At 44.0% G+C, this 16,996-nt stretch carries 14 protein-coding genes, 9 tRNA genes and 3 rRNA genes; all 26 read right to left on the bottom strand.

Features of this window, described 5'->3' with window-relative positions:
- Positions 1 to 359 precede the first annotated feature (359 nt).
- The 26 genes from tsaD to I858_RS02630 all read right to left on the bottom strand — a co-directional run bounded on the left by tsaD (position 360) and on the right by I858_RS02630 (position 16,949).
- Positions 360 to 1,379, bottom strand: a complete 1,020-nt coding sequence (tsaD, locus tag I858_RS02755; protein ID WP_049694402.1) for a tRNA (adenosine(37)-N6)-threonylcarbamoyltransferase complex transferase subunit TsaD — start codon at positions 1,377 to 1,379, stop codon at positions 360 to 362.
- Positions 1,372 to 1,827, bottom strand: coding sequence for a ribosomal protein S18-alanine N-acetyltransferase (gene rimI, locus I858_RS02750; RefSeq protein WP_049694401.1), 456 nt, complete (start codon positions 1,825 to 1,827; stop codon positions 1,372 to 1,374). Before rimI ends, tsaD begins: the two co-directional genes overlap by 8 nt.
- Positions 1,824 to 2,519: a tRNA (adenosine(37)-N6)-threonylcarbamoyltransferase complex dimerization subunit type 1 TsaB gene (gene tsaB / locus I858_RS02745; protein ID WP_049694400.1), complete on the bottom strand. Its 696-nt coding sequence runs from the start codon at positions 2,517 to 2,519 to the stop codon at positions 1,824 to 1,826. Before tsaB ends, rimI begins: the two co-directional genes overlap by 4 nt.
- Complete coding sequence (gene tsaE / locus I858_RS02740) at positions 2,516 to 2,968, bottom strand: tRNA (adenosine(37)-N6)-threonylcarbamoyltransferase complex ATPase subunit type 1 TsaE (RefSeq protein ID WP_049694399.1); 453 nt, start codon at positions 2,966 to 2,968, stop codon at positions 2,516 to 2,518. Before tsaE ends, tsaB begins: the two co-directional genes overlap by 4 nt.
- A 138-nt stretch (positions 2,969 to 3,106) precedes the next feature.
- A tRNA-Asp gene (locus I858_RS02735) sits at positions 3,107 to 3,179 on the bottom strand.
- 10 nt (positions 3,180 to 3,189) lie between these two features.
- Positions 3,190 to 3,305, bottom strand: a 5S ribosomal RNA gene (gene rrf / locus I858_RS02730).
- Between the two features lie 81 nt (positions 3,306 to 3,386).
- Positions 3,387 to 6,316: ribosomal RNA gene (locus I858_RS02725) — 23S ribosomal RNA — on the bottom strand.
- Positions 6,317 to 6,525: 209 nt separating this feature from the next.
- Positions 6,526 to 8,075 (bottom strand): 16S ribosomal RNA (locus I858_RS02720).
- The 16S, 23S and 5S rRNA genes sit together here with 9 tRNA genes alongside, the layout of an rRNA operon.
- A gap of 221 nt (positions 8,076 to 8,296) precedes the next feature.
- A tRNA-Gly gene (locus tag I858_RS02715) sits at positions 8,297 to 8,369 on the bottom strand.
- Between the two features lie 21 nt (positions 8,370 to 8,390).
- A tRNA-Arg gene (locus I858_RS02710) sits at positions 8,391 to 8,467 on the bottom strand.
- A gap of 14 nt (positions 8,468 to 8,481) precedes the next feature.
- Positions 8,482 to 8,567: transfer RNA gene (locus tag I858_RS02705), tRNA-Leu, on the bottom strand.
- Positions 8,568 to 8,671: 104 nt separating this feature from the next.
- A tRNA-Gln gene (locus tag I858_RS02700) sits at positions 8,672 to 8,746 on the bottom strand.
- A 5-nt stretch (positions 8,747 to 8,751) separates the two neighbouring features.
- Positions 8,752 to 8,827, bottom strand: a tRNA-Asp gene (locus I858_RS02695).
- Between the two features lie 3 nt (positions 8,828 to 8,830).
- Positions 8,831 to 8,906, bottom strand: a tRNA-Met gene (locus tag I858_RS02690).
- 137 nt (positions 8,907 to 9,043) lie between these two features.
- Positions 9,044 to 9,118: transfer RNA gene (locus tag I858_RS02685), tRNA-Glu, on the bottom strand.
- Between the two features lie 6 nt (positions 9,119 to 9,124).
- Positions 9,125 to 9,199 (bottom strand) — tRNA-Asn (locus tag I858_RS02680).
- Between the two features lie 161 nt (positions 9,200 to 9,360).
- Positions 9,361 to 9,813, bottom strand: coding sequence for a SprT family protein (locus tag I858_RS02675; protein ID WP_049695054.1), 453 nt, complete (start codon positions 9,811 to 9,813; stop codon positions 9,361 to 9,363).
- An 18-nt stretch (positions 9,814 to 9,831) separates the two neighbouring features.
- Positions 9,832 to 11,997 carry a Tex family protein gene (locus I858_RS02670; RefSeq protein ID WP_049695053.1) on the bottom strand — a complete coding sequence of 722 codons (2,166 nt, stop codon included), beginning with the start codon at positions 11,995 to 11,997 and terminating at the stop codon, positions 9,832 to 9,834.
- 88 nt (positions 11,998 to 12,085) lie between these two features.
- The gene (locus I858_RS02665) at positions 12,086 to 12,685 is read right to left on the bottom strand and encodes a PP2C family serine/threonine-protein phosphatase (RefSeq protein ID WP_049695052.1); all 600 of its coding nucleotides are present in this window, start codon (positions 12,683 to 12,685) and stop codon (positions 12,086 to 12,088) included.
- Positions 12,685 to 13,467 (bottom strand): RNA polymerase sigma factor SigB, encoded by a 783-nt coding sequence (gene sigB / locus I858_RS02660; RefSeq protein ID WP_049695051.1) that lies wholly within the window; start codon positions 13,465 to 13,467, stop codon positions 12,685 to 12,687. The genes I858_RS02665 and sigB overlap by 1 nt, the downstream gene beginning before the upstream one ends.
- A complete protein-coding gene (rsbW, locus tag I858_RS02655; protein ID WP_049695050.1) occupies positions 13,445 to 13,915 on the bottom strand; it encodes an anti-sigma B factor RsbW in 471 nt (156 codons plus the stop codon). Before rsbW ends, sigB begins: the two co-directional genes overlap by 23 nt.
- A 1-nt stretch (position 13,916) precedes the next feature.
- Positions 13,917 to 14,246, bottom strand: coding sequence for an anti-sigma factor antagonist (locus I858_RS02650; RefSeq protein ID WP_049695049.1), 330 nt, complete (start codon positions 14,244 to 14,246; stop codon positions 13,917 to 13,919).
- 95 nt (positions 14,247 to 14,341) lie between these two features.
- Positions 14,342 to 15,343 (bottom strand): PP2C family protein-serine/threonine phosphatase, encoded by a 1,002-nt coding sequence (locus tag I858_RS02645; protein ID WP_049695048.1) that lies wholly within the window; start codon positions 15,341 to 15,343, stop codon positions 14,342 to 14,344.
- Positions 15,344 to 15,355: 12 nt separating this feature from the next.
- A complete protein-coding gene (locus I858_RS02640; protein WP_049695047.1) occupies positions 15,356 to 15,757 on the bottom strand; it encodes an anti-sigma regulatory factor in 402 nt (133 codons plus the stop codon).
- Positions 15,758 to 15,759: 2 nt separating this feature from the next.
- Complete coding sequence (locus tag I858_RS02635; protein WP_006830185.1) at positions 15,760 to 16,122, bottom strand: STAS domain-containing protein; 363 nt, start codon at positions 16,120 to 16,122, stop codon at positions 15,760 to 15,762.
- Entirely contained in the window at positions 16,119 to 16,949 is an 831-nt protein-coding gene (locus I858_RS02630) for an RsbT co-antagonist protein RsbRA (protein ID WP_049695046.1), read from the bottom strand. Before I858_RS02630 ends, I858_RS02635 begins: the two co-directional genes overlap by 4 nt.
- Positions 16,950 to 16,996: the final 47 nt, after the last annotated feature.

The raw sequence follows: 16,996 nt of genomic DNA, 5'->3' as shown, positions 1-16,996 counted from the left end.
TTAGCTGGTTTTTTGATTACTATATATAGGTCAATAGCGATTAACCAACTTTTTATTTCCACAGATTTCTCCACATCTTCGGGGTTGTCTTATCAACTGTCAACAGGCTTTTGCACATTATCCACAAAAAGAAGAAATGTTATCCACATGTTTTTCCACTCTTCCTTACACAATATATAGAAAAACCTCATTTTATCCTCTAGTTATGAACAAGTTACTAACAAATTGTGCATAAGTACAAATGTTCTCTATTGACAGAACGATGATCTCCATTTTGGCAAAGTCTGAATGTTACGATAAAAAAACGAGTAGTTTCAACCATTTCAGTCTTTCTGAAATGATGAAATTACTCGTTTTTATTAAATCCATGATGTTAACTGCATACCAGGTCGACCATTCATCGCTAGAGTACCAAAAAGACCTTTTTCGTACATGATGGTTCCAGCTGCTGCGATCATTGCGGCATTATCTGTGCACAGCGGCAATGAGGGAATGTAGAAAGGTATTTCTTTTTCTTGAAATGCAGCTTTTAATGACGTTCTAAGTCCTTTATTCGCTGCAACGCCGCCTGCCGCAATTACTTGACGAACGTTGTATTCGCTCGCTGCCCGAACGGTTTTTCCTGTTACTACCTCAACCACACTGTTTTGAAAGCCAGCTGCAACGTGTTCAGGCACTACTGTCTCGCCGCGCTGCACAGCATTGTGCATATAGTTAAGCACAGAAGATTTTAATCCACTAAAACTAAAATCGTAAGATCCTTCTTCCAACCAAACTCGAGGGAACTTGATAGCATCATCACTCGCATGCGCCAATCGGTCAATATGTGGCCCTCCTGGATACGGCAATTCTAACGTACGTGCGACTTTATCATAAGCCTCTCCCGCTGCATCGTCGCGCGTTTCCCCAATCACCGTGAAATCACCGTGCGCTTTCATATAGATCAATTCTGTGTGACCCCCTGAAATCACCAAGGCTAAAAGCGGAAACTCCATTTCCTGTTCTAAGCGATTGGCATAAATATGTCCCGCAATATGATGAACACCTACAAGTGGCAATTGATGTGCAAACGCAAATGCTTTTGCTGCATTGACACCAATTAACAATGCTCCGACCAATCCTGGGCCTTCTGTTACCGCTACTGCATTTAATTGATGTGGCTTCATATTGGCTAATTGTAATGCCTCTTCGATCACCAACGTAATTTGTTCCACGTGATGACGAGATGCAATTTCAGGTACAACACCACCAAATCGTTTATGGCTTTCAATTTGAGAAGCTACTACATTTGAAATGATTTCGGTTCCATTTTTTACGATAGAAGCCGCTGTTTCATCACAGCTTGTCTCAATTCCTAATATATACGTATCGTTATTCATCAAAGTTCACCCACATAACTATAGCATCTTCGTAATTATCCGTATAATACCGCTTACGAATGCCACCATTTTTAAAGCCTAGCTTTCGATAAAGATTTTGTGCCACTGTATTACTTACTCGTGCTTCAAGTGTCATGAGAACAGCACCGTTTTCTTTTGCTGCATCAATTGCCGCTTGCATTAAACCTCCACCCATTTTTTTCCCCCGGTAGTCTGGATGGATGGCGATATTGGTGACATGTGCTTCATCGAGAACAAGCCACATTCCACAATACCCAACAATTTCCTCATCTGTTTCAGCAATCACATAATGTGCATGTTCATTATCATTCATTTCATAGTAAAAAGCTTCTTTTGTCCATGGCAATGTAAACGATAAACGTTCAATTTCATATACGCGTTCAACATCATCAATTGTCATTTTCCGATATCTTATAGAACGGTTCATACACGTTTACCTTCTTGCGCTTTGTTATAAGTTGCTTCTGCTTCTGTGATTCGGCGATATTGCGGTACAGCATGATGAACAGCACTTTCTTCCGATTGTTGAGCCAGTAAAATCAAATTAGACGCACGTGGCAACTGATGTTGAATCCCACTCCACTGTGCTTGTTCACCCAATACTTCTTCAATAACTGCTTTATGAACAACTGCATCTACACCTGTAAACAGCACAGGACGATGGAGTTTTTTAACTTTGAGTAAAAACTCTTTTACATCGCTATGCTGATCAGCGATTATTGTCTCTAACCCCACACCTTCATACAAACCTATAAAGGCAGTGCCTCTACGAGCATCTATTACGGGGCAAATTATGCCTTCAAAACCTTCACCATTTGCTGCCAGTACTTTTAAACTAGAAACAAGATGAAGCGGTACTTTTAGTGACCAAGCCAATGTTTTTGCGATGGTTAATCCAATACGAACACCTGTGTATGAACCTGGACCTTCAGCTACTGCAATATGTGTCAAGTCGGAAGGTGCGATTGTTGCCTTTTTCATCATCTCTTCAATCGCAGGCATTACCGTTAACGAGTGATTGATTTTTAAATTAGATGTTTCTTCTATTAAAACTCTTTCGTTCTCAACTAATGCGAGAGACAAAGGAGAATTAGAGGTATCAATTCCAAGATAGATCATAAGTTTAGCTCCCTGCAAAGATTTTCATACCGTCTGCCAATCGGAGTCAGGCTCATTTTTCGTTCCTGGTCAGATTGTCGATTGATGGTAATTTCTAAGCGTTCTTTTGGTAAGTATTCTTCAATGAATCTTGCCCACTCTACAACTGTTACGGCATCACTAGTGAAGAATTCTTCAAATCCAATGTCTTCGTCACTGTTTTCAAGACGGTACACATCAAAATGGTTTAATTCTAAACGACCCGAATATTGTTTTAAGAGTGTAAACGTCGGACTGTTTACCATGCGTTGAATACCGAGACCTTTCGCAAGACCTTTTGTAAAAGTTGTTTTTCCAGCACCCAAGTCTCCTTCAAGTGTTAGCAAATCTCCGGATTTTAATAATTTCGCAAGACAGATTGCAAAATTTTCGGTTTCTTCAGGCGAGTTCAGCATTTTTGTATACGTCATTTATTAGGTCACCTCTATTGAGTCTTTACATAGTTTAGCGAAATAGTTGAAGTAAATCAAAATATATTGTTTTTCTTTATGGGTTTTCGAATAAAAAAAATAAACACAGCATGATCGCTGTGTTCATCATCAAAATTACGGTCCCGACCGGGATCGAACCGGCGATCTCCTGCGTGACAGGCAGGCATGTTAACCGCTACACCACGGGACCAAAAAAAAAAGACCAGCGACGTCTTACTCTCACAGGGGGAAACCCCCAACTACCATCAGCGCAAAAGAGCTTAACTGCCGTGTTCGAGATGGGAACGGGTGTGGCCTCTTTGCCATCATCACTGGACTATTTTAATTGAGTGCTTGTTCACTCAAAACTGGATAAACGACAGGTGAAACAAATCGTGCATGATTCGCGTACAGTTTGTTGGTTAAGTCCTCGATCGATTAGTATTCGTCAGCTGCACGTGTCGCCACGCTTCCACCTCGAACCTATCTACCTCATCGTCTTTGAGGGATCTTACTTGCTTGCGCAATGGGAAATCTCATCTTGAGGGGGGCTTCGTGCTTAGATGCTTTCAGCACTTATCCCGGCCACACATAGCTACCCAGCGATGCCCTTGGCAGAACAACTGGTACACCAGCGGTGTGTCCATCCCGGTCCTCTCGTACTAAGGACAGCTCCTCTCAAATTTCCTGCGCCCGCGACGGATAGGGACCGAACTGTCTCACGACGTTCTGAACCCAGCTCGCGTACCGCTTTAATGGGCGAACAGCCCAACCCTTGGGACCGACTACAGCCCCAGGATGCGATGAGCCGACATCGAGGTGCCAAACCTCCCCGTCGATGTGGACTCTTGGGGAGATAAGCCTGTTATCCCCGGGGTAGCTTTTATCCGTTGAGCGATGGCCCTTCCATGCGGAACCACCGGATCACTAAGCCCGTCTTTCGACCCTGCTCGACATGTACGTCTCGCAGTCAAGCTCCCTTCTGCCTTTACACTCTGCGAATGATTTCCAACCATTCTGAGGGAACCTTTGGGCGCCTCCGTTACTCTTTAGGAGGCGACCGCCCCAGTCAAACTGCCCGCCTGACACTGTCTCCCAAGCCGATCAGGCTTGTGGGTTAGAATTTCAATACAACCAGGGTAGTATCCCACTGACGCCTCCGTCGAAGCTGGCGCTCCGGAATCTAAGGCTCCTACCTATTCTGTACAAGTTGCACCAAAATTCAATATCAGGCTACAGTAAAGCTCCACGGGGTCTTTCCGTCCTGTCGCGGGTAACCTGCATCTTCACAGGTACTATAATTTCACCGAGTCTCTCGTTGAGACAGTGCCCAGATCGTTACGCCTTTCGTGCGGGTCGGAACTTACCCGACAAGGAATTTCGCTACCTTAGGACCGTTATAGTTACGGCCGCCGTTTACTGGGGCTTCAATTCGCACCTTCGCTTGCGCTAAGCACTCCTCTTAACCTTCCAGCACCGGGCAGGCGTCAGCCCCTATACGTCACCTTACGGTTTTGCAGAGACCTGTGTTTTTGCTAAACAGTCGCCTGGGCCTATTCACTGCGGCTCTCTCGGGCTATTCACCCTACCAGAGCACCCCTTCTCCCGAAGTTACGGGGTCATTTTGCCGAGTTCCTTAACGAGAGTTCACTCGCTCACCTTAGAATTCTCTTCTCGCCTACCTGTGTCGGTTTGCGGTACGGGCACCTCCCGCCTCGCTAGAGGCTTTTCTTGGCAGTGTGAAATCAGGGACTCTGAGGTAAACCTCTTGCCATCACAGCTCAACGTATCAGGAATGGGATTTGCCTCATTCCACGCCTCACTGCTTGGACGTGCACAACCAACGGCACGCTCTCCTTATCCTTCTGCGTCCCCCATTGCTCAAACGGCGGGGAGGTGGTACAGGAATATCAACCTGTTGTCCATCGTCTACGCCTATCGGCCTCGACTTAGGTCCCGACTAACCCTGAGCGGACGAGCCTTCCTCAGGAAACCTTAGGCATTCGGTGGACGGGATTCTCACCCGTCTTTCGTTACTCATACCGGCATTCTCACTTCTAAGCGCTCCACCAGTCCTTCCGGTCTGACTTCAACGCCCTTAGAACGCTCTCCTACCACGGATCTCCGAAGAGATCCATCCACAGCTTCGGTAATCCGTTTAGCCCCGGTACATTTTCGGCGCAGTGTCACTCGACCAGTGAGCTATTACGCACTCTTTAAATGATGGCTGCTTCTAAGCCAACATCCTGGTTGTCTAAGCAACGCCACATCCTTTTCCACTTAACGGATATTTGGGGACCTTAGCTGGTGGTCTGGGCTGTTTCCCTCTTGACTACGGATCTTATCACTCGCAGTCTGACTCCCAAGCATAAATCACTGGCATTCGGAGTTTGTCTGAATTCGGTAACCCGGGATGGGCCCCTAGTCCAAACAGTGCTCTACCTCCAGGATTCTCTATCTTGAGGCTAGCCCTAAAGCTATTTCGGAGAGAACCAGCTATCTCCAGGTTCGATTGGAATTTCTCCGCTACCCACACCTCATCCCCGCACTTTTCAACGTGCGTGGGTTCGGGCCTCCAGTAAGTGTTACCTTACCTTCACCCTGGACATGGGTAGATCACCTGGTTTCGGGTCTACAACTACATACTCTATCGCCCTATTCAGACTCGCTTTCGCTGCGGCTCCGCCTTCTCAGCTTAACCTTGCATGTAATCGTAACTCGCCGGTTCATTCTACAAAAGGCACGCCATCACCCATTAACGGGCTTTGACTACTTGTAGGCACACGGTTTCAGGATCTATTTCACTCCCCTTCCGGGGTGCTTTTCACCTTTCCCTCACGGTACTGGTTCACTATCGGTCACTAGGAAGTATTTAGCCTTGGGAGATGGTCCTCCCAGATTCCGACGGAATTTCACGTGTTCCGCCGTACTCAGGATCCACTCTGGAGGGGAAGGGTTTTCGGCTACGGGGCTGTTACCCGCTGTGGCGGACCGTTCCAGGTCGCTTTGCCTAATCCTTCCTTTTGTAACTCCGTATAGAGTGTCCTACAACCCCAAGAGGCAAGCCTCTTGGTTTGGGCTGATCCCGTTTCGCTCGCCGCTACTCAGGGAATCGCATTTGCTTTCTCTTCCTCCAGGTACTTAGATGTTTCAGTTCCCTGGGTCTGCCTTCTCATGTGCTATAGATTCACACATGGATCCTGTCCCATTAAAGACAGGGGGTTCCCCCATTCGGAAATCTCCGGATCATCGCTCACTTACAGCTCCCCGAAGCATATCGGTGTTAGTGCCGTCCTTCTTCGGCTCCTAGTGCCAAGGCATCCACCGTGCGCCCTTTCTAACTTAACCACTGGTTAATTAAAAAGTTGTGGCAACATGTGCCACGCGTACTTTGAATCCATGTTTCATTTGTTTCAATGTCGTTTTATCCAGTTTTCAAAGAACAAGTCTGAAAGTCACAAAAAAAGGCGTTGCCGCCTGAAGATGAACCTTCAAAACTGAACGCAAAACGTCAACCCCGGAGCGCCTAAGGCGCCCGGTTCCGAATTTATCCTTAGAAAGGAGGTGATCCAGCCGCACCTTCCGATACGGCTACCTTGTTACGACTTCACCCCAATCATCCGTCCCACCTTCGGCGGCTGGCTCCACAAGGGTTACCTCACCGACTTCGGGTGTTACAAACTCTCGTGGTGTGACGGGCGGTGTGTACAAGGCCCGGGAACGTATTCACCGTGGCATGCTGATCCACGATTACTAGCGATTCCGGCTTCATGCAGGCGAGTTGCAGCCTACAATCCGAACTGAGAACGGTTTTCTGGGATTAGCTCCCCCTCGCGGGTTGGCAACCCTTTGTACCGTCCATTGTAGCACGTGTGTAGCCCAGGTCATAAGGGGCATGATGATTTGACGTCATCCCCACCTTCCTCCGGTTTGTCACCGGCAGTCACCTTAGAGTGCCCAACTGAATGCTGGCAACTAAGATCAAGGGTTGCGCTCGTTGCGGGACTTAACCCAACATCTCACGACACGAGCTGACGACAACCATGCACCACCTGTCACCACTGTCCCCGAAGGGAAAAGTGTATCTCTACACCGGGCAGTGGGATGTCAAGACCTGGTAAGGTTCTTCGCGTTGCTTCGAATTAAACCACATGCTCCACCGCTTGTGCGGGCCCCCGTCAATTCCTTTGAGTTTCAGCCTTGCGGCCGTACTCCCCAGGCGGAGTGCTTAATGCGTTAGCTGCAGCACTAAGGGGCGGAAACCCCCTAACACTTAGCACTCATCGTTTACGGCGTGGACTACCAGGGTATCTAATCCTGTTTGCTCCCCACGCTTTCGCGCCTCAGCGTCAGTTACAGACCAGAAAGTCGCCTTCGCCACTGGTGTTCCTCCACATCTCTACGCATTTCACCGCTACACATGGAATTCCACTTTCCTCTTCTGTACTCAAGTTCTCCAGTTTCCAATGACCCTCCACGGTTGAGCCGTGGGCTTTCACATCAGACTTAAAGAACCGCCTGCGCGCGCTTTACGCCCAATAATTCCGGACAACGCTTGCCACCTACGTATTACCGCGGCTGCTGGCACGTAGTTAGCCGTGGCTTTCTGGTGAGGTACCGTCAAGGTGCCAGTAGTTACTTGGCACTTGTTCTTCCCTCACAACAGAGTTTTACGATCCGAAAACCTTCGTCACTCACGCGGCGTTGCTCCGTCAGACTTTCGTCCATTGCGGAAGATTCCCTACTGCTGCCTCCCGTAGGAGTCTGGGCCGTGTCTCAGTCCCAGTGTGGCCGATCACCCTCTCAGGTCGGCTACGCATCGTTGCCTTGGTAGGCCATTACCCCACCAACTAGCTAATGCGCCGCGGGCCCATCCTGCAGTGACAGCCGAGACCGTCTTTCCGTGCAGCCTCAGGAGAGGCCGCAAACTATTCGGTATTAGCACCGGTTTCCCGGAGTTATCCCGATCTGCAGGGCAGGTTGCCCACGTGTTACTCACCCGTCCGCCGCTAAACCAAAGGAGCAAGCTCCAATGGTTCCGCTCGACTTGCATGTATTAGGCACGCCGCCAGCGTTCGTCCTGAGCCAGGATCAAACTCTCCATTATAGAGAACATTTGACTGCTCTAGTTGTTGCTGGCACCATCCGAAGATGGCTTGATCTACAAAATGCTGATCAGTAAATTTTCGTCACGCCCACCGAGATGAAAAACAACTTTGCTTTGATTGCCAAAGGCAACCTGCGCAAAAGCCGTTCTCGCACCGAGGTGCTCGTGACGTCTTTCGTTGACGTTTTGCTGTTCAGTTTTCAAGGTTCAGTTTAAAAAATTGGAGCGGGTGGGGGAATCGAACCCCCATCATCAGCTTGGAAGGCTGAGGTTTTACCACTAAACTACACCCGCATTATTATAAAGAAGAAAATATGGTGCGCCCGAGAGGACTCGAACCTCTAACCGCTTGATTCGTAGTCAAGTACTCTATCCAATTGAGCTACGGGCGCATTCGAGAGATGTATGGTGCGGCCGAGAAGAGTCGAACTTCCACGGGATTTCTCCCACTAGGCCCTCAACCTAGCGCGTCTGCCATTCCGCCACGACCGCAATTGAATTATTTTTAGGGACAAATTCTATTATACTTCATTCGCATTTCAATGTCAATGAGAAAGTAGAATTGCTAATTCATCGTCGTTTCGGTTATATAACATTGGCTGGGGTACCTGGATTCGAACCAGGGCATGACGGGATCAAAACCCGTTGCCTTACCGCTTGGCTATACCCCAATAAATGGCGGTCCCGACCGGGATCGAACCGGCGATCTCCTGCGTGACAGGCAGGCATGTTAACCGCTACACCACGGGACCATTTGGTTGCGGGGCAGGATTTGAACCTGCGACCTTTGGGTTATGAGCCCAACGAGCTACCGAACTGCTCCACCCCGCGACAATAATATGAAATCATTTATCTTTTAAAGAACATTTTTCACGACATTTAGTTCTCTTATAGTTATTAACTTCTGTAGTAGTGTAACACAGTTATTATCGAACTATAACTTTTCAGATTAATTGTTTTTTAAAAGATGGTGACCCCTACGGGATTCGAACCCGTGTTACCGCCGTGAAAGGGCGGTGTCTTAACCGCTTGACCAAGGGGCCATGAAATGGCTCCGAAGGTAGGACTCGAACCTACGACCATCGCATTAACAGTGCGGTGCTCTACCACTGAGCTACTTCGGAATGACAGACAAATAACTTGTCGACCTTTTCTATTATAGAGAGCTCTGAAAGAATCGTCAATACCTTTTTCATTTATATTTATTTTTGTTCTTTTATTCTACAACATGAGTTAAAAAAAGAGTCCGTCTGTAAATAGACGGACTCTTTTTTCCTAAGAAATATTATTGTGCTGCTAGCTTTCCGGAGCAATGCCCACATCTATACCGCTCTGTATTCATTCGAATCTTGCGTTTATAATTCGTTTTACAAGCGACGCATTGGTACACATATACCTTCTTAGACTTTTGCTTTGTGTTGTCAGCTATCAGAGAACAAAAACGTGGCGACTCTGTTTCTTTTAGCAACGCTTTGAAATCTTGATCATGATGTTTGTAACCTTTTCCTTCTATATGAAGATGGTAATGGCATAGCTCGTGCTTAATAATACCTTCGAGTTCTGCATACCCAAACTTCTCGTAAGACTTTGGATTAATTTCAATGTTGTGAGAGCGTAATAGATATCTGCCTCCCGTTGTTCGTAATCTCGAATTAAAAACTCCTTTATGCTGAAACGGTTTACCAAAACTTGTTCGCGAAATTTCTTTTACCAGTTCTGTTAGTTCTTCATTGGTCATGATAACTCTCCTGTGCTGTTAAAGAGTTTGCTCTTTTGGTGGCAGCATTGTCAAAGCAATGCGTCCTTTGTCTTTCTCTACTTTCTCTACCCAGGCAGTAACAATATCTCCAACCGCTACTACTTCTAATGGATGTTTAACAAACCCTTTTTTCAATTTCGAGATATGCACTAAACCATCTTGTTTTACACCGACATCAATAAATGCGCCAAAGTCTACCACATTGCGAACAGTTCCTTGCACTTCCATACCTGGAAGTAAATCTTCCATTTTCAATATATCATTTTTTAATAATGGCTGTGGGAATTCATCGCGTGGATCACGGAATGGTTTTTTCAACGCTTCTAAAATATCTTTCAACGTAATTTCTCCGACTCCCCATTGCTCACTTAACTCTGCAAGCTCAAGTGCTTCGAGTTTTTCGGAAATCCCTGTTTTCCCGACAGATTTTTTATCTTCTCCTACTAATTTCAATAATTTTTCTGCAACATCATAACTCTCAGGGTGAATACCTGTTGCATCTAATGGGTTTTTCCCTTCTGGGATACGTAAAAATCCAATTGCCTGTTCGTATGTCTTCGCTCCAAGACGCGGAATTTTTTTTAATTGCGCACGTGAAGTAAAGCGACCGTTTTCATCTCTTACTTTAATCACATTGTCTGCGACTGTTTTACTTAGTCCTGCCACATAGTGCAATAAAGAAGAAGAAGCAGAGTTGACGTTAACACCTACTTGGTTAACAGCAGTTTCTACAACAAACGTCAATTGGTCTGCTAATTTCTTTTGAGACACGTCGTGTTGGTATTGACCTACGCCAACAGCTTTGGGATCGATTTTCACAAGCTCTGACAATGGATCTTGCAGACGACGAGCGATAGAAGCTGCACTGCGCTCTTCAACTTTTAAATCTGGAAACTCTGCTCGTGCGATATCTGAAGCCGAGTATACACTAGCCCCTGCCTCGTTAACAATAACATACGAAATATCAGCTGCAGTTTCTGATAAAAAGTCTGCCACAAATTGTTCGGTTTCACGAGAAGCCGTCCCGTTTCCAATCGCCATGATTTCAATTGGGTATTTCGCGGTTAGCCTCTCCATTATTTTCTTTGATCCAACTTGATCTGATTTTGGTGGATGCGGATAAATAACCGCTACTTCTAACAACTTGCCGGTTTCATCAATAACCGCCAGTTTGCAACCCGTCCGGTAAGCAGGGTCTACACCTAACACCATTTTGTTTTTCATCGGTGGCTGGAGCAAAAGATTACGTAAGTTTTCCGAGAAGATATGAATTGCTTGTGCTTCCCCTTTTTCACTTAGCTCTGCACGAATTTCTCGTTCTACAGATGGCTGAATGAGCCGCTTGTAACTATCTTCAATTGCTGTAGTTAGCAAGTCCGCTGTTGAATGGATTTGCTTTATCCAATTATTTTTCATCAACGCGACGATGCGATCGACCGGTGGATGAATTGAAACTTTCAATACATCTTCTTTTTCACCACGATTAATCGCTAAAATTCGGTGGGGCACAATTTTTTGGATTGCTTCTTCGTATTCATAATACATTTGGAAAACTTGTTTCTCATCTTCGTGATTTTTTTTAGCTACTGTTGCGATGGTTCCGCTTTTTCGTGTCATGTAGCGAATTTTCTCACGAATGTCTGGATCGTCTGCAAACTCCTCTGCTACAATATCTTGCGCTCCTTGAATTGCTTCTTCTGCTGTTGCGACTCCTGTTTCTTCACTAACGAACGCTTCTGCTTTGTCTATCAATTTTTCATCGTTCGGTTTCATGATCCACTCAGCCAGTGATTGCAATCCTTTTTCCTTTGCAATTGTTGCCTTTGTGCGTCGTTTTTGTTTATAAGGGCGGTATAAATCTTCCACACGTTGCAAAACAGTCGCACTCACAATGGCTTTTTCCAGTTCTTCTGTCAATTTTTCTTGCTCAGTAATAGACCGGATGACTTCTATTTTACGTTGCTCTAAATTTTGAATGTATGTATATCGATCATCAATTGCTTTAATCTGAACTTCATCCAAAGAACCTGTTGCTTCTTTTCGATAACGCGCAATAAAAGGTACCGTGTTCCCGTCTTCAATTAAGGCAATAACTTGTGCGACTTGGTTGTTTCGCACATCTGTCTCTTTTGCGATCAATGTATGAATTTGCTGCATTTCCATCTAGACACTCCCTTTCAATTCCCTCTCATTTTAACACATCCAGAAAAACACAGCCCAAGTTGTTCTGGATCATAAAAAAGAAGCCAACTCATTTGAGAAGGCTTCCTGTTATAAATGTAGCATCGTCACCTGTTTGGATAGCTTCCAAAATAGCGCGGTATAATTGTTCAGGAACTGCTGTTTTTCGCATCATGGTCTTCGGATTTCTCAATTCCACTCCATCAGAATGAATTAAAAACAAATCATTTTCCACATATGTATACAGCTGAGTGCGCAGCTTCTGTGGACGCCCTGATAAGTATCCCATTACTGGTAACGGATAAATGATTTCATCTATTTCCTTGCGATACAAGTAAAACCGAATATTCCCAACACAGCTATATTCTAGTGTCTTCTTATTAAAGTCCACTTTAAATATAGCTACGGCAGCGCCACGTTTTTGAGGCATTCCCGCATTAAAACGATACATCAATTGATCAATTGTTTCATGATGAAACTCTCTTAGTATTTGAGGGATGACTTGCGACGATTCACGCGCCACAGGCCCACTTCCCAGTCCATCAGCAACGGAGCAAATGAAATAATCATCTGTTAATACAGTATGGTAGCTATCACCAGATTCGTAATTCCCTTTTTTGGCTTCGTTAAAAATTAAGGCATTAATAAAAGCATGCTGGATTTTTTCCACTAGGAAACGCCGCCAGCAGCTAAAATGGCTTCTTGAAGTTTTTTAATGGCTTTTCTTTGCAAGCGAGATACGTGCATTTGAGAAATACCGAGCTTATCGCCAGCTTCTTTTTGGCTCAACTGCTCGATGTAAGTGAATTGGATGATTTGCTTTTCACGTTCGGAAAGCACACTCATTGCTTCAGCTACAAGCATCCGTTGATCCGCTTTCTCGTATCCATCATCTTCTTGACCCACAACATCAAACAAGGTAATTGCACCACCATCTGAATCGGCCTCTAAAGAATGATCCATTGAAAGTGCTTGATAGCTTTTACCCATTTCCATAGCTTCCAATATATCGTCTTCTTCAACATCAAGGTATTCGGCAATCTCCCACACTTGTGGAGAACGTTGAAGTTCTCTCGTCAACACTTCAACTGTCGCTTTGATACGAGGCCCTAACTCTTTTATGCGACGGGGAACATGGATTGCCCAAGTCTTATCGCGTAAAAAACGTTTTATCTCTCCGATAATTGTAGGAACAGCAAAAGCTTCAAAGCTACGTCCAAATGACGGGTCGTAACGTCTGATAGCTCCTAAGAGACCTAGCATGCCCACTTGCGCAATATCTTCGTGATATGATTTACCATTAGAATACTTTCGCGCAATGGACTCAACAAGGCGTTTGTAATTTAGCACCAAATTTGTTTGTGCTTCTTGATCTTCTGTCTTTTGGTAAGCTTCAATCCAATCGAGCACCTGCTCTTTAGTAGGCTGATTAGGATGAGACTGTTTCGACATCCTTCTCCACCTGCTCTCCCTCAACATGCTTTGTCATGAAGATCGTTACTCCTTCTTGATGATGAACTTTAACTTCATCCATTAGTGTTTCGATCAAATACAAGCCGAGGCCTCCTTCACGGAGAAAAGCACCCTCTTCTTGGTCGTGATACGGACCGACTTTAGCTTTAGTTTCTTCAAAATTAAAACTTTTGCCATGGTCTGCTACCATGATTTCAATTTTATCTTCGTATAATGCACAGCCAATAACTACTTCGCCTTGTTCATCTTCTGCATAAGCATGTTGAACTGCATTTGTTACCGCTTCACTCGAAGCAATTTTCAAATCTTCAATGGCATCAAACGAAAAACCAATTCGACTAGCTAAACCTGAAATTGTAAGTCTTGCAACACCGACATATTGTGATTTGGCAGGAACACGCATTTCTACATAATCGAAAGGGCGCATATTAGTTCCCCTCCTTTTCGGCTGATTCGATATCCATGATATCGCCTAAACCAGTAATATCAAAAAGTCGTTTTAAACGAGCTGAGAGTCCTTTTAATTTCACGTGTCCGCCATTTGAATTAACAGCTTTATAAAAAGCGACAAAAACGCCTAGTCCTGTACTATCCATATAGTTAACGTCGGAAAGATCCAACTCTGCTTTTAAGTTTTCATGATTCTGGTAATGTTCTAATTTTTCTCGTAGGACTGGTGCAGTATGCGCATCAATTTCTCCACTTATAAACCCATCAAGAATATTGTTCGATTCTGTTAAATCAACATGAATATTCATTGTAATTTGACACCCCGTTTTTTTATAATTCGTTTATCATTTGAAAAGCTATTCTAAGCATCAATACCACTACGAGAGCGCTAGTAAACCTATCATTACGTTTTTTTATAAATCACTAATGTAAAATCGTCTTGAAACTGTGCATTTTGCATTCGTTCAAGTTCATCGTACACATACTGCACAATAACTTGCGCAGGCTGTTCTTTTTTTCGTTCGATTAACTCAAAAATAACTTCACGTTCAATAAAACCGTCTTCGTTTCGCCCTTCAGTAACTCCGTCTGTCATCATCATAACTAAATCACCTGTATCAAGATCTACCGTATGTTCTTCATAAACTGCAGCCGGAGAAACGCCAAGCAATAAGCCCTTAGCGTATAACTCGGTAAACTCTTGATCTTTTGCACGATATAAAATAGCAGGTTCATGTCCTGCTGATCCATAAGTTAAGCGTGCACGCTTTGCGTTATAATTACCGTAAAACATAGAAACAAACATAGAGTCATCAATTGTTTTTTCTACAATTCGATTGATTACACTGAGCACATCTTTCGGAAGCGCTTGCGAACTGCTTAAACTATCCATGCCAAATTTAATCATGGACATGCAAAGAGCAGCTGGCAGACCTTTGCCAATAACATCTGCTACCGCTATACCAGCAGAGCCATCATGTTCACTAACAAAGTAAATATAATCTCCGTTCATTTTTTTGGCAGGAATCGAAAGAAGGCCAATATCCAGACCTTCTAACACTGGTAATTTCGTTTTCAGCAAAGTTTCTTGAACGTTTGCCGCTAACTCCATTTCCACTTTTAATTCTTCCTGTTGCTTTAAGAGACTTTGGCGCTCTTGAAGTGCTAAACCGTAGTTAATCATCATTTCGATTAAAAAATCGAAAGAGTGCCATACAACATCTGGCAATTCATTGTAAAGTTCTTGAATTGCCACTTTATGCATGCTGATCACTTCTTCAGGTGCAATATTTTCTAAAATAAGCTGTCGGCTAAAATTTTGACCCACATACAAGTTTTGTTCGGTCTGCTTTTTCATGTACTCATTTAGAATTTCTTTATATTGGTTCTCAATTTTCTGAGCCATTGGGTGTCCCCCCTAACGAAGCCACTTTGTAGCTCGTATATCTGTGCCTTCACCTATAATTGTATCAATCTTAAAATCGTCCATTAATCTTTTGACACCTGGAAGTCCTGCTCCGAGTCCACCAGAAGTTGTAAACCCATCTTCCATCACTTGACGGATATCCGGGATTCCCGGACCGTCATCTGCTGCAATAATCAAAATGCCTTTAAGACCATTTTGAGTTAATTGCTGAATTTCAATTCGTCCTTTTCCTGCATATAAATAAATATTGCGAGCAAGCTCGCTGATGGCCGTTGTAATACGTGCCTGGTCTACTGTGCCAAAGCCAAGCTCTTTCGCCACATTGCGTCCGAGTTGTCGTGCAGCAACAATATCCCATTCTGTTAAAATTTCCACCGAGGACTCGTCGCTCATTGTTAAGCCTCCAATTCCAATTGAAGTTTATCCAGACCATTTTCTAAATCTAGCGCTGTCATAACATCTTCAAGTCGAATTCCCAACTCGATCAAAGTGATAGCAACTGCTGGCTGGATACCCGTAATAACTACTCTAGCTCCCATCAGACTTGACATACTGATGACATCTCCTAAAACTTTCGCAATAAATGAGTCAATAAAATCAATTGACGTCAGATCAATTACTACACCTCGTGCGCTTGTTTCATGCAACTTTGCCAGTAAATCTTCCTGAAATTGAAGAGCTGTTTGATCATCAAGTTCCCATTGAATCGAAACAATCAATGTGTCTCTTAACTTTAAAATCGGAATTCTAAAATTCATTCGTCTTCAACCTCCACAATTTTTCGATTCGTCCAAGCTAATGCTTGTTCTACCCCGCGTTGTAAAGTGCTTGTTGTTGTAAAGTCGTTCAAGTTGATGCCAAGCGTTACAATTGTCTGTGCAATTTCAGGACGAATTCCAACAAGCATGCATTTTGCTCCTACTAAACGAACAGCATCTGCAGCTTGAATAATATGATGAGCTACCATCGTGTCCACTACAGGAACTCCGGTAATATCGAGTAAAACCACTTCAGCACGGTGTTTTACCACACCTTCTAATAAATTCTCCATAATTTGTTTTGCACGTTCTGTGTCAATTGTTCCTACTAAAGGCATGACGGATATCTTTTCAAATACCGGGATCAACGAAGCTGAAAGCTCTTGCAATGCAATTTTTTGAAGGCTTACTGTGCGTTCCCAAGTTTTTGAATACGCTTGAATAGTGCTTTCACGAATGGGTGTAATCCAATTGCTATATTCTCGTACATAACCTGCTAAATTGCTGTTATTAATTATTTTTTCTTTTGTCATATTATCATAGACAATTTCAGAAAAATGATTGATTGCCTTTATTACAAATGTAATTGTCCAGCCAAGACGAACCACTTTTTCAGCAAAGTCATTTATCCGAGTTTCATACGCTTGATGACTTTCTCGTAAGTTCGAAATCATCAACTCCGCAAATTCTTCGCTCGTTCGATTCATTAACTCTTCAGACATAGTTTGAAAAGAACGTTCATCTTTTTCGTTTTTCATCTTTTCTTGCCATTCAGAAATAATTTCTGTTAAGTTACCTTGTATATATTGAGCCATCTGCTTATTCATTTTGCTCAAAAACCTCCTACACTATGTACTTCATTTTTTGTCTACTA

It is taken from the genome of Planococcus versutus, assembly GCF_001186155.3.
In the GTDB taxonomy this organism is placed as follows: Bacteria; Bacillota; Bacilli; order Bacillales_A; family Planococcaceae; genus Planococcus; species Planococcus versutus.
The sequence above is the reverse complement of the archived record's forward strand: the minus strand, read 5'-3'. Positions and strand labels throughout refer to the sequence as shown.

Excerpts from the sequence above, each read along its gene's own strand:
- tsaD (WP_049694402.1), bottom strand. The coding sequence starts at position 1,379 with ATGAATAACGATACGTATATATTAGGAATTGAGACAAGCTGTGATGAA.
- rimI (WP_049694401.1), bottom strand. The coding sequence starts at position 1,827 with ATGAACCGTTCTATAAGATATCGGAAAATGACAATTGATGATGTTGAA.
- tsaB (WP_049694400.1), bottom strand. The coding sequence starts at position 2,519 with ATGATCTATCTTGGAATTGATACCTCTAATTCTCCTTTGTCTCTCGCA.
- tsaE (WP_049694399.1), bottom strand. The coding sequence starts at position 2,968 with ATGACGTATACAAAAATGCTGAACTCGCCTGAAGAAACCGAAAATTTT.
- I858_RS02675 (WP_049695054.1), bottom strand. The coding sequence starts at position 9,813 with ATGACCAATGAAGAACTAACAGAACTGGTAAAAGAAATTTCGCGAACA.
- I858_RS02670 (WP_049695053.1), bottom strand. The coding sequence starts at position 11,997 with ATGGAAATGCAGCAAATTCATACATTGATCGCAAAAGAGACAGATGTG.
- sigB (WP_049695051.1), bottom strand. The coding sequence starts at position 13,467 with ATGTCGAAACAGTCTCATCCTAATCAGCCTACTAAAGAGCAGGTGCTC.
- rsbW (WP_049695050.1), bottom strand. The coding sequence starts at position 13,915 with ATGCGCCCTTTCGATTATGTAGAAATGCGTGTTCCTGCCAAATCACAA.
- I858_RS02650 (WP_049695049.1), bottom strand. The coding sequence starts at position 14,246 with ATGAATATTCATGTTGATTTAACAGAATCGAACAATATTCTTGATGGG.
- I858_RS02645 (WP_049695048.1), bottom strand. The coding sequence starts at position 15,343 with ATGGCTCAGAAAATTGAGAACCAATATAAAGAAATTCTAAATGAGTAC.
- I858_RS02640 (WP_049695047.1), bottom strand. The coding sequence starts at position 15,757 with ATGAGCGACGAGTCCTCGGTGGAAATTTTAACAGAATGGGATATTGTT.
- I858_RS02635 (WP_006830185.1), bottom strand. The coding sequence starts at position 16,122 with ATGAATTTTAGAATTCCGATTTTAAAGTTAAGAGACACATTGATTGTT.
- I858_RS02630 (WP_049695046.1), bottom strand. The coding sequence starts at position 16,949 with ATGAATAAGCAGATGGCTCAATATATACAAGGTAACTTAACAGAAATT.